We start from the raw sequence: 24,776 nt of genomic DNA on the forward strand, positions 1-24,776 counted from the left end.
CCCTCCCGTCGAGGAGTACCCGTGATACGCCCCGCCCTGCCGCGAAGAACAGCGGCCGTCCTCGCCGTCGCCCTGTGCGCGGCCCTGGCCCCGGCCCTGCCCCTGGCGGCGGCCGCCCAGAAGCCGCCCGCGCCCCCGTCCGACGCCCGGCTCGCCGCCGCGCCCGCGCGGCACGACCTCACGCGCGAGCAGTTCTACTTCGTCATGCCGGACCGCTTCGCGAACGGCGACACCTCCAACGACCGCGGCGGGCTGACCGGTTCACGCTCGGCCACCGGCTACGACCCCACGGACAAGGGCTTCTACCAGGGCGGCGACCTCAAGGGCCTGACCGAGCGGCTCGACTACATCAAGGGCCTCGGCACCACCTCCATCTGGCTCGCCCCGATCTTCAAGAACCGGCCCGTCCAGGGCGAGGGCAAGGACGCCTCCGCCGGGTACCACGGCTACTGGATCACCGACTTCACGCAGGTCGACCCGCACTTCGGCACCAACGCGGACCTCACGAAGCTGATCGCCCGCGCGCACGCCAAGGGCATGAAGGTCTTCTTCGACGTCATCACCAACCACACCGCCGACACCGTCGACTACGCCGAGAAGGAGTACGGCTACCGCCCCAAGGGCGCCTACCCCTACCTCGACACCCAGGGCCGCCCCTTCGACGACCGGGACGGCGTGCGCAAGGTCGACGCCGACTCGTTCCCGTACACCCCGAAGAACACCGGGCAGAAGGTGCCCGCCTGGCTCAACGACCCCGCGATGTACCACAACCGGGGCGACTCCACCTTCGCCGGGGAGAGCGCCGAGTACGGCGACTTCGGCGGGCTCGACGACCTGTGGACCGAGCGGCCCGAGGTCGTCTCCGGCATGGAGAAGATCTACGAGCGGTGGGTGCGGGACTTCGACATAGACGGGTTCCGCATCGACACCGTCAAACACGTCGACCTGGACTTCTGGACCCAGTGGGCCACCGCCCTCGACGCGTACGCGAAGAAGCACGGCAGGCCCGACTTCTTCATGTTCGGCGAGGTGTACTCCGCCGACACCGACGTCACGTCCCCGTACGTCACCCGCGGCCGCCTCGACGCGACCCTCGACTTCCCCTTCCAGGACGCGGCCCGCGCCTACGCCTCCCAGGGCGCCTCCGCCGACCGGCTCGCCAAGGTCTTCGCCGACGACTACAAGTACGCCTCCGGCAAGGCGAACGCGTACGAGCAGGTCACGTTCCTCGGCAACCACGACATGGGCCGCATCGGGTCCTTCCTCAAGGCCGACGACGCGAAGGCGTCCGACGCCGAACTCGTGCGGCGCGACAAGCTCGCCAACGCCGTGATGTTCCTGTCGCGCGGCAACCCCGTCGTCTACTACGGCGACGAGCAGGGCTTCACCGGCTCCGGCGGCGACAAGGACGCACGGCAGACCATGTTCGCCTCCAAGGTCGACGACTACCTCGACGACGACGAACTGGGCACCAACCGCACCCACGCCGAGGACTCCTACGACACGAGCGCGCCGCTCTACAAGGAGATCGCCGCTCTCGGAAAGCTCCGCAAGGACAACCCGGCCCTGGCCGACGGCGTCCAGACCGAGCGCTATGCCAAGGGCTCCGTGTACGCGTTCTCGCGCACGGACGCGAAGACCGGCACCGAGTACGTCGTGGCGCTCAACAACGCCGCCGAGGCCAAGGACGCCACCTTCGCGACCGGCTCGTCCGGCACCCGCTTCGACGGTCTCTACGGCACCGACAAGCCCGTGACCAGCGGCTCCGACAAGAACGTCACCGTCACCGTGCCGGCCGGTTCCGCCGTCGTCTACCAGGCCGCCAAGCCCCTGCCCGCCCCCGCCGCCAAGCCCTCGGTCACCCTCCACGCCCCCGCCGCCGGGGCCACCGGCACCGTGACCCTCCAGGCCGACACCGACGGCGGACAGCTGGACCGCGTCGTCTTCGCCGCCCAGACCGGCAACGGCGCCTGGCACACCCTCGGCTCCGTCGACCACGCGCCGTACCGGATCACCCAGCACATCCCCGACGCGGTGGCATCCGGAACACCTCTGCGGTACAAGGCAGTTGTGGTCGACCGCGCCGGACGCACCGCCAGTGACCTCGCCGCGACGACGGCGGGGCAGGCGCCCGAGCCCGCGAAGCCCAGCGCCGTCGACCGCGCCTACGCCGTCGTGCACTACAAGCGGACCGGCGGCGACTATGACGGCTGGCAGCTCAAGTCGTCGTCCGGAACAGGGGACTTCACCGGCCGTGACGCGTACGGCGCCTTCGCCTGGGTGAAGCTCGCCGACGATGCCGGCTCCGGCAGCCTCACGTACACCGTCGAGAAGAACGGCGCTGCCGACGGGCCCCAGCGCACCGTCGACCTCGGCGCGACCGGCGAGGTCTGGGTCGAGCAGGGCAAGGACGGCCAGGCCACGACCGCCCCCGACGGCACCTACCCGCCGCAGGACAAGACCAAGGCCGTCCTGCACTACCACCGCGCCGACGGCGACTACGACGGCTGGGGACTGCACACCTGGACCGGCGCCAAGAACCCCACCGACTGGTCCAGGCCGCTCGAACCCGTGAACTCCGGGAAGCCGGACGCGTACGGCGTCACCTTCGAGGTGCCGCTCGCCGACGGCGCGACGTCACTGAGCTACATCCTGCACAAGGGCGACGAGAAGGATCTGCCCACCGACCAGTCCCTCGACCTCGCCGCCAACGGCAACGAGGTCTGGCTCCTCGCCGGACAGCCCCGCCCCGTCCTGCCGCAGACCGGCGGAGCGCCCGACCTCGACCTCACGAAGTCCGAGGCGCAGTGGATCGACCGCGACACGGTCGCCCTGCCGTCGGACGGCACGGCGGCCCTGTCCGCCCAGCTCGTCTACGCCCGAGACGGCGGCATCACCGTCAAGGACGGAGCGCTGAGCAGCGAAGGGCAGTGGCTGCGCCTGAACAAGGCGGCAGGCGGGCTCACCGACGCCCAGCTCGCCCGCTTCCCGCAGCTGAAGAAGTACGACGCCTACGCCGTCGACCCCCGTGACCGCGACCGGGTCGGCGACGCCCTGAAGAGCCAGCTGATCCTCACCCGCCGTATCGCCAACGGCGCGCTCGTCACCGCGACGGGCGCACAGACAGCGGGAGTTCTCGACGATCTGTACGCGCAGAAGGCCGCCGAGGCGTCACTCGGACCCGTCTTCACCAAGGATGCAGTGACCCTGTCCGTCTGGGCGCCCACTGCCCAGTCCGTCGCCCTCGACCTCGACGGACGCACCGTCGCCATGCGCCGCGACGGCGCGACCGGCGTCTGGTCCGTGAAGGGCCCGCGCTCCTGGCAGGGCAAGCAGTACCGCTACGCCGTGAAGGTCTGGGCGCCCAGCGTCCAGAAGATCGTCACGAACAAGGTCACCGACCCGTACTCCACCGCCCTCACCGCCGACTCGGAGCGCAGCCTCGTCGTCGACCTCGACGCGAAGAACCTCGCCCCGTCCGGCTGGTCGGCGCTGAAGAAGCCGAAGGCCGTGCCGCTGCGCGACGCGCAGATCCAGGAACTCCACATCCGCGACTTCTCCGTCGAGGACCGCACGGCCAAGCACCCCGGCACCTACCTCGCCTTCGCCGACAAGGACAGCAAGGGCAGCCGGCACCTGCGCGAACTCGCGAAGGCCGGCACGTCGTACGTGCACCTCCTGCCCGCGTTCGACATCGCCACGATCCCCGAGAAGAAGTCCGAACAGGTCACCCCGGACTGTGACTTGACCACGTACGGGGCGGCCTCGGAGCAGCAGCAGGAGTGCGTCGGCAAGAGCGCGGCCAAGGACGCCTACAACTGGGGCTACGACCCGTACCACTACACCGTCCCCGAAGGCTCCTACGCCAGTGACCCGGACGGCACCGCACGCACCGTCGAGTTCCGCAAGATGGTCGGGTCCCTGAACGCGGACGGGCTGCGCGTCGTCATGGACGTCGTCTACAACCACACCGCCGCGAGCGGCCAGGCCAAGACGTCCGTGCTCGACCGCATCGTGCCCGGCTACTACCAGCGCCTCCTGGCCGACGGCTCCGTCGCCACCTCCACGTGCTGCGCGAACACCGCCCCCGAGAACGCGATGATGGGCAAGCTCGTCGTCGACTCGATCGTCACCTGGGCCAAGGAGTACAAGGTCGACGGCTTCCGCTTCGACCTGATGGGACACCACCCCAAGGCCAACATCCTCGCCGTCAGGAAGGCCCTCGACGCGCTCACCGTCGAGAAGGACGGCGTCGACGGGAAGAAGATCATCCTCTACGGGGAGGGCTGGAACTTCGGCGAGGTCGCCGACGACGCCCGCTTCGTGCAGGCCACGCAGAAGAACATGGCGGGCACCGGCATCGCCACCTTCTCCGACCGGGCCCGCGACGCCGTGCGCGGTGGCAGCCCCTTCGACGCCGACCCCGGCGTCCAGGGCTTCGCCTCCGGCCTCTACACCGACCCCAACTCCTCGAAGGCGAACGGCACCGAGGCCGAGCAGAAGGCCCGCCTCCTGCACTACCAGGACCTGATCAAGGTCGGCCTGACGGGGAACCTCGCCGCCTACACCTTCACCGGCAGCGACGGCCGCACGGTCAAGGGTGCGGACGTCGACTACAACGGCGCACCCGCCGGATACGCCGACGCGCCGGGCGACGCCCTCGCCTACGCCGACGCCCACGACAACGAGTCGCTCTACGACGCGCTCACCTACAAACTGCCCGCCTCCACCACCCCCGCGGACCGCTCGCGCATGCAGGTCCTCGCCCTCGCGACAGCCGCGCTCTCGCAGGGTCCCGCGCTCTCCCAGGCCGGCACCGACCTGCTGCGCTCCAAGTCCCTCGACCGCAACTCCTTCGACAGCGGTGACTGGTTCAACGCCATCCACTGGGACTGCCGCGACGGCAACGGCTTCGGGCGCGGACTCCCGCCGGCCGCCGACAACAAGGACAAGTGGCCCTACGCCACACCCCTGCTGACCTCGGTGCCCGCCGCGAAGTGCGCGGACATCGAAGGGACGTCCGCCGCGTACCGGGACCTGCTGAAGATCCGCACCACGGAGCCGACGTTCGGCCTCGCAACGGCCGGGCAGGTGCAGGAGAAGCTGTCCTTCCCGCTCTCCGGCAAGGAGGAGACGCCCGGGGTGATCACCATGCGACTCGGTGACCTCGTCGTCGTCTTCAACGCCACGCCGAAGACACAGGAACAGCGCGTCGGCGCGGCCGCGGGCACGTCGTACCGGCTGCACCCGGTGCAGGTGGCGGGCGCCGATCCCGTGGTGAAGTCCGCCTCGTACGACGCCGGTTCGGGAACGTTCAAGGTCCCGGCGCGCACGGTGGCGGTGTTCACGCGCTGACCGGAAGGAAAGCCGGACGCCCGGCACGGCAGGGGTGACAGACCCCGCCGTGCCGGGCGTCCGCGTCCGCGTCAGCCGACCCGCTTCTCCATGAGCGTCACCGCGTACTTGCTGCCACCCGCGCCCGACTTGAACGGCTGCTCGCCCACGACCGCGTAGCCCGCGCGCTCGTAGTAGGCCCGCAGCCGGGGGTTCGTCGACACACAGTCCAGGCGGCACAGGGCGCGGCCCGCGGCGGCGACCCGCTCCTCGGCGTGTGCGAGCAGCGCGCGTCCGGTACCGGCCGGGGCGCCGCGCCGCACCATGAGGCGGTGCACATAGCCGGCCTCGGGCGGCCGGACACCCCACGCGGGCTCGTCGTCCCACCACAGCTCGTACGCGCCGACCCCGGCGCCCTGCGCGTCGTCGGCGAACCACACCTCGCCCTCCTTGATCCGGAGGCGGAAGTGGTCCTCGGTCTTCTCGCCGGGCTGCCACTGGTCGATGCCCTGCTCCACCATCCAGCGCGCCGCACCGTCGTACAGGGCGACGAGCGCGGTGAGGTCTTCGGGTCCGTCGGATGCCCCGCGGAACGTGAGTCGTGGCGTCATGGAGTCATGATCCCGAAGGGGCGGGAGCGGGCGCGAGGGCGACAAGGCGCCCGATGAGGTCGCCGAACGTCCCGTCGGCCGGCTCGTCGGCCAGGATGTGGCGCAGCAGACCCGCCATCTCCTCGTCGTACGCGGCGCTCACCGCGGCGAGCGCCGCGAAGTCGTGCACGAGCTGCGCCTCCAGCTCGCGGCGCGGGATGCGCCGCCCGTCCAGCCAGATCAGCGCCGTGGACTCGGCGAGCGAGATCCACGACCGCACCACCAGTTCGAGGCGGGGTGGCGGGTCGGTGACGCCGAGGTGCATGAGGATCTGGACGTACGCGGCCTGCCGGACCGAGTCGATGAGCGCGTTCGTCGTCGACGAGCCGACGGCGGGGCCGCCCCGCATCAGGGCCGAGAAGCCGGGCCCGTGCTCGTCCACGAAGTCGAAGAACCGCCCCATGACCCGGATGAGCCGGGCCCCGAGCGGACCGTCGTGCGGCTCCTCGAAGCGCTGCGCGAGATCGTCCGCCGCGCGCCTCAACGCCGCCTCGTACAGGCTGAGTTTGCCCGGGAAGTAGTGGTAGACCAGCGGCCGGGAAATGCCCGCGGCCGCGGCTATCTCGTCGATGGAGACGTCGTCGGGGGAGCGGTGGCTGAACAGTTCGAGTGCGACCCCGATCAACTGCTGCCGCCGCTCCTCGACTCCCATCCTGCGGCGCACCCCGGTTGTCATACGAACACCCTACCGAGCGATTCCGGCCTCGTGCGGAGCACGTCCGCGCGAGCCGGTCACAGGTCGAGCACGAGGCGCTCACCGCGCGCCCGGGAGACACAGATCAGCATCGAGTCGTCACGCTCCGAGTCCGTGAGCAGCTCGTCCCTGTGGTCGACCTCGCCCTCCAGGACCCGCTGTTGGCACGTCCCGCAGAACCCCTGCTCACAGGAGTACGACACGTTCGGCACCTCGGCGCGCACCGCCGCGAGCACCGAAGTGCCCGCAGGTACGGGGACGGTACGGCCGCTGCGGCGCAGTTCGACCTCGAACGGGCCGTTCCCGTCGGCCGACGTGTGCGGCGCGAACCGTTCCAGATGCAGCTCGCAGTGGCCCGGAAGCGCCGCGGCCACCGCCTCCATCAGACCCTCGGGCCCGCAGCAGTAGACCGCGGTGTCCGGCGCCGAGTCCGCGAGCAGGCCGGCGAGATCGGGGCGCCCGCCCTCGTCCTCGGCGACGACGCTCACCCGGCCCCGCTCGCCGCCGAGCTTCTCCGCTTCCTCCAGGAACGGCATCGACGCGCGCGTTCGGCCCGCGTACAGCAGCCGCCAGTCGGCGCCCCGGGCTTCGAGGGCCCGCAGCATCGGCAGGATCGGCGTGATGCCGATGCCGCCCGCGACGAACACGTACGACGGGGCGCCGGCGGCGAGGGGGAAGCGGTTGCGCGGCCCGCGCACCTCGATCTCCGACCCCTCCTGGAGCTGCTCGTGCACCTCGCGCGAACCGCCCCTGCCGTCCGCGATGAGCCGCGTCGCGACGGTGTACGAAGAGGTGTCCTCGGGGTCGCCGCACAGCGAGTACTGCCGGATCAGCCCCGACGGCAGGACGAGGTCGAGATGCGCGCCCGGCTCCCAGGCGGGCAGGTCCTGGCCCTCCAGGCGCAGTTGGACGACACCGTCGGCGACGGACTCGTGCCGGGTGACGAGGAGCCGCAGGGCACGCGCGCGCGGACGCCCCGAGACGGGCTCCTCAAGGGCGGGCATCGGCCACAGCGGGGACGCCTGGATGCGGCGGCGCAGGGCGCGGCGCGCGAGCAGGGCGGAGCCGGTGACGAGCAGGACGGTACGCAGCCGTGGGGTGCGGAGGCGGGGCATGGTCAGACGGCTCCGTTCGGGGTCCGGGCTTCCGCCGCCGTCGCGGCGGGGGAGCCGGCCAGATAGGCGACCGCCTGCGCGGTGCTGCCCTCTTGGGAGGGGTGGTAGGAGCGGCTGAGGTAGCGCGGGATGGACTTCACCATGGCGCCCGTCGAGGGCAGGACGCCCCGCTTCCCGCCCCGGTAGAACTCCTTGAACGACGCCTTGCCGTCGAGCACCGTCGGGTCGTTCTCCATGAAGAAGCGCGCCCCGCGCTGCCACAGGAACATCAGCGCCGAGAACGCGAGCGCCCAGGTCCGCACCCGGCGCCGGTAGCCGCCGTCGACGTGCTCGAACAGCTCGAAGGCGACCGAGCGGTGCTCGACCTCCTCCGCGCCGTGCCAGCGCAGCAGGTCCAGCATCGTGGGGTCCGCGCCCTTGCGGTCCAGCTCGTCCGCGTTGAGCACCCAGTCGCCGAGGAACGCCGTGTAGTGCTCGATCGCGGCGATGAGCGCGACCCGCTCCATCAGCCACCACTCGCGCGCCCGCCCCGGCGGCAGCGTCCGGTCACCGAGCAGCTTCTCGAAGAACCAGTCGACCTGAGCGGTGTACGGGGTCGGGTCGAGCCCCTGCTCCTTGAGGTGCGGCAGCACCTCGTCGTGGGCCTGCGAGTGCATGGCCTCCTGGCCGATGAACCCGATCACGTCCTCGCGGAGCCGGTCGTCGCGGATGTACGGCAGGACCTGCTTGTAGACGTGCACGAACCACCGCTCTCCGGCGGGCAGCAGGAGATGCAGCACGTTGATCGTGTGCGTGGTGAACGGGTCGTCCGGTATCCAGTGCAGCGGTGTCCTGTCCCAGGAGAAGGAGACCCTGCGTGCCTTGAGCGCGACGCGCTCGTCAGCGACGGGCCGCGGTGCCCGGCTCTGCGTATTAGACATGGCGTCAATGTACTGACGGGTAGGGGACGGGTACAGCCCTCGTGCACCCTTTTCTTTACGGACGTGTCAGCAAGGGGTGACCCGGGGCGCCGCGCGTTCAGCGCAGGGCGCCCACCTCGCGGCCCGTCGCCGTGCGGCCGGTCAGCTTCGTCCTGGCTCCCTGCCGGGTCCGCGCGGCCAGGACGTTGTCCGTGGCGCGGGCGCCGCCCGACGACGCGATCGACGTGACCTGCCTGCTCGCGGCGGCCACCACGTACCAGGTGCCGCCCCGCGACTTCCACAGCACGCCCGCGAGGACCAGCGGGTCCCGGCTGCCGCAGGCCGGGGTCCCCTCCGACTTCGCGGCGACCGCCGCCGTCGTCCCGCCGGGCGCCGTGAACAGGGCCAGCGTCCGCGCCCCGCCGCCCCGCCAGGTGTCGGCCCGCGCGCACGCCCAGTCCGCCGCGCCGCTGCCCTCGGGGAGCTGCTGGCGCGCGTACGCCCAAAAGTTGACGGTGCGCACGCCGTGCGAGCGTACGGAGGTGAGGGAGCACGCCGAGTGCTGCCAGTCGGCAGCGACCGCCTCGCGCGGCGCGCCGGGGCGTCCCGCGGTGAGATGCGCGGGCACGAGCTCGCCGAGGTCGGTCGAGAGCCGCGTGCCCGCGTCGTCCCGCAGCGCGAGAGCGTTCCAGGACCTGCAGTCGCGGGCGAGCGCCGGGCTGGCGAACGGGGCCGTCACGCCGTCGGGGGCGCGGCCGAGCGGCATCGGTGCCGCCGACGGTTTCAGCAGGTTCCGCACGGCGGCGCCGCGCACCCAGGGCGCCGTCAGATAGCGCACGTTGCCGTCGGCCCGGTCCACGACCAGGGCGCCCGCCTCCGGGCCCGTGGCGCCGTCCGCCCGCGCGAAGTCGAGCGCGGCGCCGCTCGTGCCGTCCTTCGGCTCCGCGTACCGCACGATGCGCAGCCCGTCGTAGAAGAGCACGATCCGCGCCTGGTCGACCTCGCCCGCGTACAGCAGCTGAGGGGGTCCGGGCGGGGCGCCGGCCTGGGTGCCCGGTGTCGCGGAGACCTGGACGGAGCCCCCGGGCCGGGCCCAGACCGCGAGAGCGCGCCGCAGCAGCGGCCGGTCGCCGGTCAGGGAGCCGCGCGCGGGCCAGACGGAGAAGTCCGTGCGGGCCGACGTCTGCCACGCCGTGGCCGGGACCCTCGTCAACCTGCCGGGATCCAGGGCGGCCAGGCCCGCCGGGTTCTGCGCGTACGCGGGCGCCGCGGCCCCGTCCGGTGCCCAGCCGCCGCCCGGCAGGCCGAGCAGCGCCCCGCACACCAGCGTCGCCGCGGCGGCCGCGATCACGGCCTTCACGTGCTGCCTGCGCCGCATGAGGTCCGGCGGCCTGGCCTGGAGCGAACACGGGTCGAACTCGGTCGACTCCAGCAGGGCGAGCGCGTCCTTGCCCGCGGGCAAGGCCACGCCGTCCGCCTCGGCGAGCGCCGCGTCCGGGTCCTCGGCGCCGGCCGCTTCCAGCATGTTCCGTACGGCCCTGTCGTCGAGCCGTTCGAGACCGCGCAGGACGAAGGCGGCGCGGCCGGGGCCGCTGAGCGCGGACAGCCCCTGGTCCAGGGCCAGTTCGTCGGCACCGCCCGAGCGCGGGAAGAGCCGCAGGCCCCACACCTGGGGGAGCAGCGGCGGCAGCTGCGAGCGCCGCGGCCAGGCCCTGCGCCGCAGCGGGCGGCCCGCGTCGAGGGCGGTGCGCAGGACCCTGAGCCGTACGAAGCCGTAGCCCGGATCGCCGTTGCGCCCCTCGGCGGTGCGGGGCGCCGGGACGGCCGCGGCGTCGGCCGAGGTACGCGCGCGCGGCAGGGCGCGCTGGGTCAGGGAGTGCGCCGTGAGCACCCGGCGGTTGCGGCCGAGGCTGGGCGGGAGCACCAGATAGGCGAGCCGGACGAGCCGCGGGTAGTGCTCGACGAGAGCGGCCTCGGCCTGCTCCACGTCGACGACCGGACCGGGACGGGGGACGACATCCTGTGACTGCACCTTCGACTGCACGTTCAGCTGAACGAGCGAATCGTCGGATGGTCACTTCACGGTGTCACCCCGGCTCCGGCTCCGGTTCGACCAGCAGGCGGGCGTAATTCGCCATCGACCTCTGGTATCGGGGCAGATGGGGCGCCAGCGCGCCGAGCACGAGCGACAGGCCCTCGCGGTCCCGGCCCAGGCCGGACAGGCACAACGCCAGCGTGGCGCGCACGGCGTCGTCCAACTCGTCGGAGGGCGCGTCGAGTTCGGGGGTGAGAAGCGCCACACCGTCCTCCGGCCGGCCGATGTTGCGCAGGGAACTGGAGAGCTGGATCTTCGCGCGGCGGCCCCGGTAGCCGGACAGGCCGAGTTTCAGGGCCTCCTGGTACAGCGGCACGGCCCGGTCCGAGTGGCCGGTCGAGTCGAAGGCGCTGCCGCGCTCGAACGGGCCGATCGGGCTGCCGTCCGGCAGCTCGGCGACGAGGTCGTCGATGGCGGCGCGGAAGTCGCCCGCGGTGGACTCGTCGTAGCCGTCGATGCTTGCCCATGTCGCGGCCAGGCGCGCTTCCCAGTCTTCGCTGCTCATCGGGTCACCATGGCACGGATGCGCCCACGCGGCACCGGGGTTTCTCCGAGATCCCGAGCCACCCGCGCCCCGCTTCACCCGGCCGTCAGCCGCTGCCGGATCCGCTCCACCGCCTCGTCCGGCACCCCGAGCCCTTCGCGCACGTACCTCTCGAAGTCCCCGTACCGCGCCACCACCTCGTCCTGCGCGGCATGCAGGTACGACGCCCGTACGCCGATCAGCGCGAGTGCGATCTCCGGGTCGCCGCCCTGCGCGGTGAACCCCTCGACGAGCGGCGCGAAGGCCTCCCGTACCGCCGAGTTGACCGACAGGTACTCCGCCTCCAGGGCCGCCGCGTCCGCGCCGAGGAGCGTCAGGACGACCGTCGTGGCCCAGCCGGTGCGGTCCTTGCCCGCGGTGCAGTGGAAGAGCAGCGGGCCCGTGTCGGGGTCGGCCAGTTCGGTCAGGAGCGTGCGGTAGGCGGCCTGCGCGGACTTCGTCGAGACGAGGGCGCGGTAGGTGTCGGCGAAGAGCGCCTCGGCGCGCCCGCCGCCGAGCTTCTCGTCGGCGAGTGCCGGGTCGGACAGGACCTGCTTGAGCTGCGCGACGGCGGGCGCGGCTCCCGTCTGGGCGATCTTGTCGGCGAGCGCGTCCGCGACCAGGACATGGACGCCTTCGGGGACGTGGTCCGGGTAGGAGGCGCGCTCGGCGTTCGTGCGGAAGTCCACGATCGTGCGGATGCCGAGCGCGGAGAACGCCGGATCGGCGGCGGGGTCGAGCCGGTCGAGCTGCCCGGCCCGCAGGGCGAGGCCCGGGCGTACGGCGCGGCCGCCGGGCAGCGGGATCCCGCCGAGGTCACGGAGGTTGGCGACGGTGGTGGAGGGGATCGCGGGCATGGGCGGGACTCCAGAGGTCGCAGCCGTGACCGGATACACGGCTTTTGTCCCGCCCATTCTGACCCAGCGCCAAGCCCTACCCGAGCCGCCAGCCGTCGAACTCCACGGTGCCGCGCGCCCCGCCGCCCCCGTTCGTCGCCGTCATGAAGAGCCCCACGTCCTGTGTCGCCGACGCCCCCGGCACCGCCACGCTCGCCACGGTCCGCCAGGTCACCCCGTCGTCCGTCGAGCACTCACCCGTGTACGAGCCGCCGTACCGCGTCAGCCTCAGCGTCACAGGCGCCTTGATCCCGGTGATGCGCCGGTACGTGTCGAGCGTGCCGTCCCCGTTCGTGTCGTACGACAGCACGACCCCGTTGGACGGCGTCACGGACAGGTTCAGGAACCCCGGGGAGCCCGGCGTCGCCAGGGAGTCGCGGACGATGAGGCCCGCCCGCGCCCACGCGCCCGTGGCGGCCTGCGCGGTCACCTTCACCTGTACCGACGACCCGTCGGCGAAGCCGCCCTCGCGGTACGCCGAGCCGAACTCCGTGGTCCCCTTCCACAGGTCGGCGCCGGCCCCGTCGATCGCGTACCGGTCGCCCAACCGCCCGAAGACGGCGGCGTTGTTGGTGACGGTCCGCCAGGCGTCGCCGAGCGGCCCGGCCTCGAAGAGCGTGCCCGCGTGGACCGACGTCACCCGGTCCTCGCCCTGCGGCCCGTACCGCACGGAGAGCTCGTACGGCAGGGGACGCAGCGGCCGGTCCAGGGGCGTGCCGGGGGCGCTCGCCTGCCAGCGGACCCTGCCCGTGCCCGCGGGCGCGACGCTCGGCAGGGACGTGGGGCCCTCGGGCGCGGCGTCGACGCCCGACAGGGTGAAGTCCACGCGGCCGGTCGCCCGCAGCCCGTTGACGTTGCGGAAAGCGGCCTCCACACGCGCGTGCCCGCCGGGCGGGAAGGCGGCCGGCTGGGCGGTGACGGTCAGCGAGCCCTGGTAGGGCGCCCGCGCGAGCACGTCACGCACGCGCGCGGCCGTCTTGTACGCGTCCCCGATGGGCCGCAGCGGATAGTCCTTGCGCTCCAGGGTCCACCGCTCCTCGAACGCGAACCAGTCGACGGCCGCGGGCGCCGACCCGGTGGCCAGCGCGTCCTCCAGGGCGTCCAGCCACTTCTGCCAGCGCGGCACGTAGAAGTCGGACATCAGGCCGTGCCACTCGCGGTTGGCGTACTCGTGCAGGTTCCCCGGATCGGAGGTGGCGCGGTCGCCCCACACCGTGATGAGCACCTTGGCCGTGCGCTCGAACTCGACGCGCTCGCCGTCGCTCGTCGCGAGCCGCCGCGCGTCGTCGATCCACGGCCCGAGCAGGAACGCCGGATGCGTCCCGGTCACGTCGTCGGACAGCCGCATCAGCTTCAGCCACAGCGTCGCCAGGGCCCGGAACGCGTCCCGGTCCTTTCGCGCGTAGGCGGCCCGCAGCTGCGGCAGGAGCTGCCGCGAGCGGTGCGCGAGCGCCTGCCGCGCCACGTCCACCAGGTCGTACTTGTACGCGGCGGAGCTCCGCAGCCCGCCGGCCACGCCGAGAAGCCCGCTCAGGGCCGCGTCGAAGCGCCCCGGATCGTAGGTGAGGGCGCGGGGCGCGTACTCGGCGGCCCGGTTCGCGGCCAGGTCGGGCCGGGCGCAGAACAGCGAGTCGTGCGCGTCGCTGCGCTCCACCGCGTTGTGCTGGTACGCGGTGTCGTGCAGGGCGCGCCAGGCGGTCCGCGCGTGCGCGTCCCGGCCGCCGTAGCGGAAGTCGGCGTACCCGGAGAACCAGGCCGCCCGGTCCATCTTGCTCCCGGTCCACGCGAGTTCGGAGAACAGCTCGAAGGCCGCCGGGTCGCGGTCGGTGCCCTCCGGCATGAAGGCCGTGCCGGTGAGCGCGCTGCCCGCCTTGTCGCGCCACGCGAAGAACTTCTCGTTCCAGATGTGGGCGCGGGCGCCGATGGTGGTCCGCCCGCCGAAGTTCGGGATCGTGCCGAACGCGTACGGAGCGCCGCCCCAGTCCTTCTCGCGGTCGGTGACGGTCGTGAAGCGGTCGGAGACGCCGTCGACGATCAGCATGCGCTTCTTGTCGATCGCGTCGATCAGCGCGGGCAGCGGGTTGGCCTCCCAGCCGAGAATCACCCACGTGGCTCCCGGGTGCGCCTTCTGGAGGGCCTTCTCCACGCCCCGCGCCGCGTCCGGCACGGGCACGTCACCGGCGGTGCCGCCCTCGTGCAGCAGGTCCATCTTGAAGTGCCCGGCCACGCCGAACAGGTCCCGCTGATGCCCGTAGAACGAGGCGGCCACGTCGGCGAAGGACCGGGTGCGCGGGTCGAGCCAGTCGGGCCGGTCGAAGCCGTGCCAGGTGCCCTGCGGCACGACGTGCGCGTCGCCGCCGTTGCGTTCCACGAAGCCGTGGGGGACATGCCCGTAGTAGCCGGGGAACACGGGCGCCATGCCGAGCTCGCGCAGCCTGCCGGTGATCTTCCGGCCCAGCTCCACGCGCTTCGCGATGAGTTCGGGCGAGAGCGGTCCGCCGTACCCCGACAGGTTCTGCAGGAGCCACCACGGCTGGTGCGTGGGCGCCGGCAGCCAGGCGCGCGACTCCGCGTCGCTGTACCCGAAGTCCTTCAGGACGCGCTCGTACACGGCCTCCGTGCCCGCGATGACGAGGACCTCGTTGCAGCCGTGCAGCGCGAGCACGTCGATCATCCGCTCCCAGTACGGCCAGTCGGCGTACGGCGCGGTGTAGCCGTCGTTCGTGTCGTTGAGCGCGAACCGGTGGGGGAGCGCGGTGGATCTCTCCAGCGGGCGCGGGGGCGCCGGCAGCGTCTTCGGCAGGTCGAGCTGGCTGCCGTTCCACGTGATGTGCGCTCCGCAGACGTACTTGAGATACCAGTGAACTCCCGTGAGCAGCACGGCCGGTGTCGTACCGGACACCGCGATCTTTCCCCGGGTGCCGGTGACCCGGAACCGGTCGCCGCCCTGCGGGGAGAGGAGTCCGAGGCTGAACTGGTCCGCGTGCCCGGGGAGCAGTCTGTTGAGTGCGGAGCGTGCGGGAGCCGTATCGAAGGCAGGGCCCTCGGCGGCGTGAGCCGTGACGGGGAACCCCGCGGCGGCTCCCAGGCCGATGGCGCCGGCGGTGCCGAGGACGGAACGTCGCGACGGTGCGGTCATAGGTGTGCCCCCTGCGTCGGATGATGCGGCGCACGGTAACCCTGTGATCCCCCTCGCTCAACGGTGTGTACGGAGCTGGCGAGTTCGTGTCGCCGCACGGGACGGAAGGAAACGATGGGAATGACGCGACGCATGCGGCGCATATGGGTGACGGGAGCGATGGTCTCGCTGGCGGTCCTGACCGGCTGCGGATCGCACGGTGACACCATGCCGAAGACCGCGACCGGCAGCCTGGAACAGCTCGCGGCCAGGGCGAAATGCAGGCCCGACATCCAGACGGACGCCGACGAGCTGCGCCAGGCCACCTGCGGCGACGGCGCCGACCGCTACATCCTCGCGACCTTCGCCACCGACCGCGGCCAGGCCGAGTGGCTCGACCAGGCCGACGACTACGGCGGCACGTATCTGATCGGCCGCCGCTGGATCGCGGTCGGCGGCGACAAGGCGGTCACAGCGCTGCGCGGTCGGCTCGGCGGGACCGTGGAGAAGTCCTCCTCGCACCACTCGGGGAGTAATGGTGGCGGGGGTCAAGAGGAGGACGGGCACTCCGGGCACTACGGTCACCGCGCGAGCTGACCGCGCAGCAGTCGACGGGGGGTCAGGGCGTCAGGTACAGCGCTGACCCCGGTTGATGCAGCTCGCGACGCGCTTCATCAGGCCGTCGTCGAAGACGTTGATGAAGTCGCCGTGGTCGGTCACGGGCTTGTGCAGCTGCTCGGGGAACGAGTCGACGGCGAAGCCGGGGCCGGGCGGGACGTCGTACACGATGCGCTGCTGCAGCTGCGGGATCGCCTGGAAGCCCTGCGGGCAGGCCCCGCTGCCGGGGTCGGCGAAGGCGACGTGCGTACGGTGGTTGGCGCTGTCGGTGTTGCGCCCGTCCCAGCAGCTCTGGAACTTGAACGACCGCACGACCTTGCTGCCTTCGGGACAGATCGGGTACTTGTCCTTCAGCTGGCGGTCCTCGAAGCCGGTGCAGCTCCAGGACGCGTTCGCGTTCGCGTCGCCGTTGGTGAAGGCCTTGGCGTCACCGGTGATGATGCGCAGGAACCGCGGCATGGCGACGACCTTGCCGGCCGGATTTCCGACGAACTTCAGCGTGACCGAGGCAGGGGTCTGGATCTCGCCGACATTCTGGTCCTTGCCGCCGCCGTCGGCCTGAGCGTCGTTCTCGTCCTTTCCGTTCTGGAGGCGCAGAACAGGCCAGTAATAGGTCGACTTGTCACCCTGATTGCGGCAGCTCGTGTCGCCATTCGCAAGATCGTCGTCACTGGCGAAAGCGTCGTTCGCCTGGTTTCCCACGTAGTCGTGCATATGGTGCGCACCATTGCTCACGCCGGGCGCCACGATGACGTTGTCGGGATTGAACTTGCCGTTCTCGTTGCGCCCGCATTTCGTGGTGAACGTGCCCCGGGAGGCGGCGCGCTGGTTGCGCGGCGCCTTGACGTTGGGCTGGACGGAGTTGATGTCGACGAAGTCGGAGGCGTCGGGGCCGTTGCCGTTCTGCTGACCGCCGTCACCCTGCTGGCCGTCGCCCTGGCCGTCACCCTGCTGACCGCCGTCCCCTTGCTGACCGCCGTCCTCCTGGCCTCCGTCCGCGGGGGCGGACGGAGCGGCCGAGCCCGCCGGGGGGCTGCCGTCGGTGCCGGCCGACCTGGCCGTGCAGGCCGCGAGGTCCTTCATGCCCTCGGGCGCCGTACCGCCCGCCCGGCTGATCTCCAGGCCGATCCGGTCGATGAGGGTCGAACGCCGCTCCTTCAACGGCTGCAGAATGCTGTTCTGCACGAAGTCGGGGTCCCGTGCCGCCGCGTCCCGCGAGGCCGCGAGGCGCTGGTACGACTCGGTGATCTGGCTGTCCATCGTGGCCAGTTCGCCGTCGACCTCCGACCGCGCGGCGTCCGGTACGTCGGACAGCCCGTTGCCCACGTCGGGGCAGTCGATCGTGGCGACCTGTTGCTGTTGCTGCTGCGCTCCGTCGCCGCGCTGCGCCGGGTTCTCCTCGTGGGCGGACGCGTAGACGTTCACCGCGACCAGCCCTCCTCCACCCAGGAGCAGTGCGGCCGACGCGACCGTCATGCGCGTCGCGAGTGACGAGCGCCGTTTTCGTGATGTGCGTCCCATGGGGCTACGTACGCAACACGAGGGCTCCTTGTTCAAAGAGAGCGCCGGTGATTTCCCGCCGGATTCTCAACGGCCCTGATCCAGATAGGCGATGACGGCGAGAACGCGCCGGTTGTCGTCGTCCGACACCGGAAGTCCCAGCTTCAGAAAGATATTGGAGGTGTGTTTCGCGATCGCCCGTTCCGTGACGACGAGTTGGCCCGCGATGGCCGCATTCGACCGGCCCTGCGCCATGAGTTCCAGAACCTCCATTTCGCGCGGTGTCAGACCGCCGAGCGGCGCCTGTGCGGCCCGCCGCGAAAGAAGCTGCTGGATCACCTGGGGGTCCATCGCGGTCCCGCCCGCGGCGACCCGGCGCACCGCGTCGACGAACTGGTCCGCGTCGAACACCCGGTCCTTCAGCAGATAGCCGATCCCGCCGTTCCCGTCGGCGAGCAACTCGCGCGCGTACAGCTGCTCCACGTGCTGCGACAGGACGAGGACCGGCAGCCCGGGCCGCGCCCGCCGCGCGGCGAGCGCGCACTGCAGCCCTTCGTCCGTGTGCGAGGGCGGCAGCCGTACGTCGACCACGGCGACGTCGGGCTCCAACTCGGCCAGGGCCTTCGTCAGTTCGGGCCCGCTCTCGACGGCCGCGACGACGTCGAAGTCGTACGCCTCCAGCATCCGCACCAGGCCGTCGCGGAGCAGGAAGAGATCTTCGGCTAGGACAACGCGCAAGGAATCTCCATCGTCACCATGGTCGGACCGCCCGCGGGGGAGCTGACGGCGAGGATGCCGTCGAATGTACCGAGCCGGCGCTCGATCCCGCTCAGTCCCGACCCGGCCCCGACGCTCGCGCCGCCCTTCCCGTTGTCGGTGACGGCGATCCGCAGCATGCCCGTCGCGCCGGTGTGGTGCACGTCGACCCAGACGCGGTCGGCCCCCGAGTGCTTGACGGCGTTCGTGAGGACCTCGCTGACGGCGAAGTACGCCGCCGACTCGACGGGCGCCTCGGCGCGGCCCGGCAGGTCCACGTCGACGTCGGTGGTGACCGGCAGCCGCAGGGCGAGCGCCTTCACCGCGTCGCCGAGGCCGCGCTCGGCGAGGACCGGCGGATGGATGCCGCGGACCAGGTCACGCAGCTCGGTGAGGGCTTCGGCCGAGGACTTGCGGGCCTGCGCGAGCAGCTCCTTGGCCTTCTGCGGGTTCTTCTCGACCAGTGCCTCGATCGTGCCGAGGTCCATGCCCATGGCGACCAGGCGGGCCTGCGCTCCGTCGTGCAGGTCGCGCTCGATGCGGCGCAGCTCCGCGGCCGAGGTGTCGACCGCGTCGCGCCGCGTCTGCGTCAACACCTGGACACGGGCGGCCAGTTCACCCGACTCGGGCGTGAGGACCGCGCGGGCGAGGAGGAAGTGGACCCGCAGCAGGGCCGGGGCCAGGAAGTAGCCGGCCACGAGAAGCGCGGTGGCGAGAGCGGCGGCCTGGAACGCGGAGCCCTGACCGCTGATGGGCACGAACCCGTACCACCAGCCGACGTGCGTGCCGTCCGTGAAGACGCGCCACAGACCGGCGGCGAGGGCGTACCCCTCCAGTGGATAGACGATGAGCGCGGCCGGCAGGAGCGCGGTCACGAAACCGGCCGTCATGTCGACCAGGAGCCACAGCAGGTCGCGCCAGGTCGCCGGGTCCCCGAGCATCAGCCGGCACCGCTCCGCCGGCCCCACGACCCCGGTCCGCACGTCGGCGGGGAAGGGCCGGTACGCCGCCGGGATGCGGATCCCGTACCACTCGGCGGCGACGACGCGCCGCCAGTTCGCCCAGGACCTGACCAGGGAGAGCACGGCCGGAGTGGTGAGCACACCGACGCCCAGGACGATGAACACGATCGAGAGGACGGACAGGACGAAGAGGGTGAGCGACCCGGCCAACCCCACCACTGCCAGCACGAGGCCGCGCGCCCCCGCGACCAGTGCGCGGCGCGCCCGCCCGCGGCCCTTGCCCGACGCGTCCATCCCGCTCTCCGTCCACCGCCCGGTCCGTACGCCCCCAGTCTCCCCGGCCGGGGCCGTACGGGGCATGGGGCCGGGCACCCGTCCGGGGGTGTACCTGGCACCACCCCAAGAACCCCCAGGCCCCGGCCTCCAGGCCCCGGCCTCCAGGCCTCAGGTCTCCAAGCCCCGGCCCCCAGGCCCCAGGCCCCAGGCCCCAGGCCCCGGCCCCCAGGCCTCAGGTCGCCAGCACCTTGGCCTCCGTCGCCGGGTCGAGGCCGAGCACCGGGCGGTCCGGGCGCTGGGGTGCCGTCCCGCCTATGGACTCCAGCCAGGCCCAGGTGTCGGCGACGGTCTCCTCGACGGGTCGGCACCGCAGCCCCGCCGCGATCGCCTTCGCCACGTCACCGCTGTGCAGCGCGGCATGCATGTCGCTGCCCGGAGGCACCCACACCGGCAGCTGCATCCACGGCTCGATCCCGGCCGCGGTGATCACCTCGGGGTCGGTCCAGCGCAGGTCGGCGTCACCCCCGGTGACCCGGGCGCAGGCGTCGAGCAGCCCTCCCATGGTGGTGTGCCCGGAGGGGCTGATCAGGGTGTACGGGCCGCTCAGTCCGGCCTGCGCCGCGTCGAGGACCCAGGTGGCGAGGTCGCGCACGTCGATGTACTGGAGCGGCAGTTCGCGGGGGCCGGGGGCGAGCACGGGGCCGCCCCGCGCCATCCGGGCCAGCCACCACGGGAGCCGGCCGATGTTCTCGTAGGGGCCGAGGATCAGACCGCACCGCACCAGCAGGGAGCGGTCCGCGCCGAACGCGTCGACCGCTGCGAGCTCACCGCCCCGCTTGTCCCGCGCGTAGTCCGTCTGCTCCGCGTCGGGCGAGGCACCGGTGACGACCGGGGCGTCCTCGGTGTAGCCGGGCGGGGGCGCCCACTCGTACACGGACGAGCTGGACACGTATACGTAGCGGCCCGCACGCCCCGCGAGCAGCCGGGCGGAGTCGCGGACCGCACGGGGCGCGGCGGCCCAGGTGTCGACGACGACGTCCCACTCGCCGTCGCTGCGCGCGAGCGCGGCGAGCCCGCCGTCCGTGTCTGCCAGGGTGCGGTCCCCGTGCAGGGACCGCACCCCTTCAGGCGCCGCGTGCCGCCCGCGATGGAACACCGTCACGTCCCAGGACCGGGCGACCGCGGCCTCCACCACGGCGCGCCCCACGAATTCCGAACCGCCGAGTACCAGAAGTCTCATGCCGGTGACTCTGCCCGCTCGCGGTGCGTCAGGGGATCGGTTTCTGCTCGTGGGAGAACGAATCGGCCGGGGGAGGCCGGGGGAGGCCGGGGGAGGCCGGGGGAGGCCGGAGGGCGGCACCCCGCCCGTCGGTCACCGTCCGTCGGTCACCGCGTCGCCGGCGGGGCGTACTTGTACCCCACCCGCCGCACCGTCTGGATCACCTGACGGTGCTCGGCCCCGAGCTTGCGCCGCAGCCGCGCGACATGGACGTCGACCGTCCGTCCGTCGCCCACGTGCCCGTAGCCCCACACCGTGGTCACGAGCTGGTCGCGGGTGTGCACCCGGTGCGGGTGCGCGACGAGGTGCGCGAGCAGCTCGAACTCCAGGTACGTCAGGTCGAGTTGGCGCCCGTCGACCCACGCGGTGCGCTGCACGCCGTCGATGCCGACGAGGGCGTCGGTGCCGGTTCCGGCGTCGGTGCCGGTGTTCTGCGACGCGGCTTCGGGCCGGGGACCGGGCGCGTCGGGCACCGGGAGCAGAGGCTGCTGGTCCGCGGGTACGAGCACCAGGTAGCCGATCATCGGCGGCCGGCCGGGGAGCGTGGGCAGGGTGTGCGGGGGAGCGGGCAGCCAGGTCGCGCCCGGCGGCAGGAAGTCCGCGACGTCGACCACCTCGTCCCGGTCGACGGCGCGCAGCCGGTGGCGGCCGGAGACAGCGGGGGAGGGGGCGGCGGTCATGGAGGAAGCGGTGGAGAAGGAAGGGGTGTTCGCCATGAGTGGTCAACTCTTTCGCGCGAGGAGTCATCGAGATCGTCGAGAACTGCGAGGTCGCAGAAGGACCTACGTCGTGCGCGCGGGCCGAACGCCGGGGTGAGTCGGCTTTAGAGGGCCTGCGCGTTCTCCGCGCGGCAACACACCCGGTCGAAGTCGTGGTGCTGACGGGAAGGCCAGAAGGGCTCGAGGTCGTGGCGACCCGTCGCGGTGTTCTGGAAGCTGGCCATGCCCCCATTGAAGCAGACGGGTTCGCGGGGCAGGACCCCCCTCTCACCGGTCGGACGGCACCTTGGCGTGAACTTGACGTTCCGCGCGGCTCTCCGGACGGGCAGCGCGAAGGGCGCCCACCGGACCGGTGGGCGCCCTTCGGGAAACAGGAGCCGGGGATCAGACCTGGCCGGCCTTCTCCAGAGCGCTGCAGCAGGTGTCGACGATCAGGCGCGTCACGACGTACGGGTCGACGTTCGCGTTCGGACGACGGTCCTCGATGTAGCCCTTGCCGTCCTTCTCGACCTGCCACGGGATGCGGACCGAGGCGCCGCGGTCGGAGACGCCGTAGCTGTACTCGTTCCACGGGGCGGTCTCGTGCAGACCCGTCAGACGGTCGTCGATGCCCGCGCCGTAGTTCTTGACGTGGTCCATCGGCTTCGAGCCCTCGCCGAGCGACTCGCACGCGGTGATGATCGCGTCGTAGCCCTCGCGCATCGCCTTCGTGGAGAAGTTGGTGTGCGCGCCCGCGCCGTTCCAGTCGCCCTTGACCGGCTTCGGGTCGAGGGTCGCGGAGATGTTGAAGTCCTCGGCGGTGCGGTACAGCAGCCAGCGGGCCACCCACAGCTGGTCGGAGACCTCGAGCGGGGCGAGCGGGCCGACCTGGAACTCCCACTGGCCGGGCATGACCTCGGCGTTGATGCCGGAGATCCCGAGACCCGCCTTGAGGCAGTTGTCCAGGTGCGCCTCGACGACGTCGCGGCCGAAGATCTCGTCCGCGCCGACGCCGCAGTAGTAGCCGCCCTGCGCGGCCGGGAAGCCGCCCACGGGGAAGCCGAGCGGGCGCTCGCCCTCGAAGAACGTGTACTCCTGCTCGATGCCGAAGATCGACTCCTGCGCGGCGAACTGCTCCGCGACCTCGGCGAGCGCGGCACGCGTGTTGGACTCGTGCGGCGTCATGTCGATGTTCAGGACCTCGCACAGGACGAGGATGTCGTCGCCGCCGCGGATCGGGTCCGGGTAGGAGGCGACGGGGCGCAGTACGCGGTCGGAGGCGTGACCCTTGGCCTGGCTGGTGCTCGAACCGTCGAAGCCCCAGATCGGCAGCTCTTCGAGCGCCGGCGCGGAACCCGCGATTACCTTCGTCTTCGAGCGGAGCTTGGCCGTCGGCTGGGTGCCGTCGATCCAGATGTACTCAGCCTTGAACGTCACGGGGCCACATCCTTCGGGTGGGTCTGTACGGCGCAGTCATGTGCGGGTGCGGCGCCTCGGTGTGCTGCTCCGCAGACTGTCAACAGGCGATTTCCCGTCCGTTGCCCGTATGTGAACCCCGTGTTACCCGGGCCCCTTTGTGGCCGGAGTCACGTTTCGAAGGGCGGCCCCGGCCCGCGCACGTCATGGGGGCACGCGCGCGGGCCGGGGCCGCAGGCCTGTGGGGTCAGCCCACCTTCTCTATACGTGCGTTGCGGATGAGGAATTTGCCCGGTTCGCGGACCTGCTCGAACGCCGAGTTGTTCAGCAGGACGCAGCTCCCGGAGACGGAGGTGACCTCGACGGACGTGGACTTGCCGTTGTCCAGGTTGGTGACCTTGAGCTTCGTGCCGGCCGGGAACTGCCCGCTGGACGCGGCGGGCGCGCCGCCCTCACCGGACAGCGTCACGGTCGAACCGGCACAGACCTGCTCACCGGCGGCGTCCCCTCCGGCGCCACCGGCGGCGTCAGTGGGGTCGGGCTCGGCGGTGACCGTGTCCGGCGGTGCGGCCGTCACGGTCTCCGTGCCGCCGGCCGCGTCATCAGCACCGTCCCCGGCCTGCGCTCCGGCCCCCGCCGCGTCATCAGCACCGGATCCGGCCTGCGCTCCGGCCCCGGCTCCGTCCCCGGCCTCGCAGCCGGACGCCGCCTCCTTGCGCCGGATCTCGGCGATGACCGCTTCACGGTTGGCGATGCGGGCCTCGGACTGCGCGTCCGGGGCGGCCCGCTGCCCGTCGATGAACTTCTGGTTGTTGGCGATCGCGGTCTCCAGTCCCTGGCAGACCTGGGCGTTCTGCGCGACCGGCGCCGCATTGCCCGTACTGGCGAGCGCGAACGCCGCGCCTCCGGCGACGAGGGCCGCGCTCACCGCGAGCGCGGCCTTCTTCCGGGGGCCCATCCTTCTCCTGCGGGACATGTCCGCCTCCTGTCGTCGTTACGAACGTCGGTGCGCGCACCGTTACGTACGGGAAACTGGAGGGCGGAACTCAACTGACCCCAGGGGAGCTCAAGTAACGTACGTCACACGAGAGTTGGGTGCATGAGGCGAGCCCGTCGCGGCTCAGTGGCGTCCGAGCGCGTCCCGGACCGCGTCCTCGCTGCGCGCCACCACGGCCGTACCGTCCTCCGCCGTGATGATCGGCCGCTGGATGAGCTTCGGGTGCGCGGAGAGCGCCGCGATCCACCGGTCGCGCGAACCCGCGTCCCGCGCCCAGTCCTTCAGGCCGAGCTCCTTCGCGTCGGCCTCCTGCGTCCGCGTGATGTCCCACGGCTCGAGCCCGAGCCGCTCCAGAACGGCGCGGATGTCGTCCTCGGACGGCACGTCCTCCAGGTAGCGCCGCACCGTGTATTCGGCGCCTTCCGCGTCGAGCAGGGAGAGCGCGCTGCGGCACTTCGAACAGGCGGGGTTGATCCAGATTTCCATGGGGCCAAAGGTACGGGAAAGGCCTTGTGGCCAGCGGCTATTGTCAGTGCCCGGCAGTAGAATAGAAGCAGTGTTCGAGGGAGCGTCCGGGGCCGCGGAGGGCCTCGGAAGGTCTCCCTCCCGCGACAGGAGGATGTCTGTGCCCGCTGCCGCACCGATGCTGATCGACCTGCCCGGCAAGCCACTCGAAAAGAAGGCCCTGCCCGCGGGACGGCCGCGTGACTGGTACATCACGCACAACCGCCGCCTCAAGGCCATGCGCCTCGCGATCGCCCTGCTCGACGCGGGCGTCTACCTTCCGAACCAGGCCCACAACCGGACGATACGGAGCACGGCGGAGCGCGTCGGCATCCATCCGCCGTCGGACATCACCTGCCACATGGTGCGCGCGTTGATGCGCTACAGCCGCTGACGGCCAGGTGCGCCGCCCGCCCGTGTGTCTTTCGACGGGCGGGCGGCGCACG

Annotated in this window: 19 protein-coding genes; 3 read left to right on the forward strand and 16 right to left on the reverse strand. The window is 71.9% G+C overall.

All coding sequences use genetic code 11. The annotated features are described in order from the left end of the window. The first annotated feature begins 21 nt into the window (after positions 1-21). Positions 22-5,355, forward strand: coding sequence for a pullulanase-type alpha-1,6-glucosidase (pulA, locus tag OG456_RS26015; protein WP_266564971.1), 5,334 nt, complete (start codon positions 22-24; stop codon positions 5,353-5,355). Between the two features lie 71 nt (positions 5,356-5,426). Here the strand turns inward: pulA and OG456_RS26020 are convergent, their stop codons facing one another. The 8 genes from OG456_RS26020 to OG456_RS26055 form a co-directional block, all read right to left on the reverse strand. Further along, the gene (locus tag OG456_RS26020) at positions 5,427-5,945 is read right to left on the reverse strand and encodes a GNAT family N-acetyltransferase (RefSeq protein ID WP_266564973.1); all 519 of its coding nucleotides are present in this window, start codon (positions 5,943-5,945) and stop codon (positions 5,427-5,429) included. A 4-nt stretch (positions 5,946-5,949) separates the two neighbouring features. Further along, positions 5,950-6,660 carry a TetR/AcrR family transcriptional regulator gene (locus OG456_RS26025; protein ID WP_266564975.1) on the reverse strand — a complete coding sequence of 237 codons (711 nt, stop codon included), beginning with the start codon at positions 6,658-6,660 and terminating at the stop codon, positions 5,950-5,952. Positions 6,661-6,716: 56 nt separating this feature from the next. Further along, on the reverse strand, positions 6,717-7,793 hold the full coding sequence (locus OG456_RS26030; protein WP_266564977.1) for a PDR/VanB family oxidoreductase: 1,077 nt from the start codon (positions 7,791-7,793) through the stop codon (positions 6,717-6,719). Positions 7,794-7,795: 2 nt separating this feature from the next. Further along, positions 7,796-8,713 (reverse strand): metal-dependent hydrolase, encoded by a 918-nt coding sequence (locus tag OG456_RS26035; protein ID WP_266564979.1) that lies wholly within the window; start codon positions 8,711-8,713, stop codon positions 7,796-7,798. Positions 8,714-8,810: 97 nt separating this feature from the next. Continuing rightward, positions 8,811-10,724 carry a hypothetical protein gene (locus OG456_RS26040; RefSeq protein WP_266564981.1) on the reverse strand — a complete coding sequence of 638 codons (1,914 nt, stop codon included), beginning with the start codon at positions 10,722-10,724 and terminating at the stop codon, positions 8,811-8,813. A 55-nt stretch (positions 10,725-10,779) separates the two neighbouring features. Further along, a complete protein-coding gene (locus tag OG456_RS26045; protein ID WP_266564983.1) occupies positions 10,780-11,292 on the reverse strand; it encodes a tetratricopeptide repeat protein in 513 nt (170 codons plus the stop codon). A gap of 74 nt (positions 11,293-11,366) precedes the next feature. Then, positions 11,367-12,167, reverse strand: a complete 801-nt coding sequence (locus OG456_RS26050; RefSeq protein WP_266564985.1) for a tyrosine-protein phosphatase — start codon at positions 12,165-12,167, stop codon at positions 11,367-11,369. A gap of 76 nt (positions 12,168-12,243) precedes the next feature. After that, the gene (locus OG456_RS26055; protein WP_266564987.1) at positions 12,244-15,345 is read right to left on the reverse strand and encodes an alpha-N-acetylglucosaminidase; all 3,102 of its coding nucleotides are present in this window, start codon (positions 15,343-15,345) and stop codon (positions 12,244-12,246) included. Between the two features lie 114 nt (positions 15,346-15,459). Here OG456_RS26055 and OG456_RS26060 point away from each other — a divergent pair, with 114 nt between their 5' ends. Continuing rightward, entirely contained in the window at positions 15,460-15,921 is a 462-nt protein-coding gene (locus tag OG456_RS26060) for a hypothetical protein (protein WP_266564988.1), read from the forward strand. Between the two features lie 30 nt (positions 15,922-15,951). On the opposite strand, the gene OG456_RS26065 is transcribed toward OG456_RS26060, so the two are convergent. From OG456_RS26065 to OG456_RS26100, 8 genes are all read right to left on the reverse strand, one after another. Next, positions 15,952-17,463: a DUF1996 domain-containing protein gene (locus OG456_RS26065; RefSeq protein ID WP_266564989.1), complete on the reverse strand. Its 1,512-nt coding sequence runs from the start codon at positions 17,461-17,463 to the stop codon at positions 15,952-15,954. A 66-nt stretch (positions 17,464-17,529) separates the two neighbouring features. Beyond that, the gene (locus OG456_RS26070; RefSeq protein WP_266564991.1) at positions 17,530-18,180 is read right to left on the reverse strand and encodes a response regulator transcription factor; all 651 of its coding nucleotides are present in this window, start codon (positions 18,178-18,180) and stop codon (positions 17,530-17,532) included. Next, a complete protein-coding gene (locus tag OG456_RS26075; protein ID WP_266564993.1) occupies positions 18,165-19,454 on the reverse strand; it encodes a sensor domain-containing protein in 1,290 nt (429 codons plus the stop codon). Before OG456_RS26075 ends, OG456_RS26070 begins: the two co-directional genes overlap by 16 nt. A 214-nt stretch (positions 19,455-19,668) precedes the next feature. After that, complete coding sequence (locus tag OG456_RS26080) at positions 19,669-20,676, reverse strand: NAD-dependent epimerase/dehydratase family protein (RefSeq protein WP_266564995.1); 1,008 nt, start codon at positions 20,674-20,676, stop codon at positions 19,669-19,671. A gap of 146 nt (positions 20,677-20,822) precedes the next feature. Next, on the reverse strand, positions 20,823-21,431 hold the full coding sequence (locus OG456_RS26085; protein WP_266564997.1) for a winged helix-turn-helix domain-containing protein: 609 nt from the start codon (positions 21,429-21,431) through the stop codon (positions 20,823-20,825). Positions 21,432-21,818: 387 nt separating this feature from the next. Next, positions 21,819-22,850, reverse strand: a complete 1,032-nt coding sequence (gene glnII, locus OG456_RS26090) for a glutamine synthetase (RefSeq protein ID WP_266564999.1) — start codon at positions 22,848-22,850, stop codon at positions 21,819-21,821. Between the two features lie 226 nt (positions 22,851-23,076). Beyond that, complete coding sequence (locus OG456_RS26095; RefSeq protein ID WP_266565001.1) at positions 23,077-23,805, reverse strand: hypothetical protein; 729 nt, start codon at positions 23,803-23,805, stop codon at positions 23,077-23,079. Positions 23,806-23,949: 144 nt separating this feature from the next. Beyond that, positions 23,950-24,312: an arsenate reductase family protein gene (locus tag OG456_RS26100; RefSeq protein WP_266565003.1), complete on the reverse strand. Its 363-nt coding sequence runs from the start codon at positions 24,310-24,312 to the stop codon at positions 23,950-23,952. Between the two features lie 157 nt (positions 24,313-24,469). Between OG456_RS26100 and OG456_RS26105 the strand changes: the two genes are divergently transcribed. After that, positions 24,470-24,724 (forward strand): hypothetical protein, encoded by a 255-nt coding sequence (locus tag OG456_RS26105; protein WP_266569434.1) that lies wholly within the window; start codon positions 24,470-24,472, stop codon positions 24,722-24,724. Positions 24,725-24,776 lie beyond the last annotated feature (52 nt).

Origin of the sequence: Streptomyces sp. NBC_01446 (genome assembly GCF_026340095.1) — a bacterium.
Classification (GTDB): Bacteria; Actinomycetota; Actinomycetes; order Streptomycetales; family Streptomycetaceae; genus Streptomyces; species Streptomyces aureus.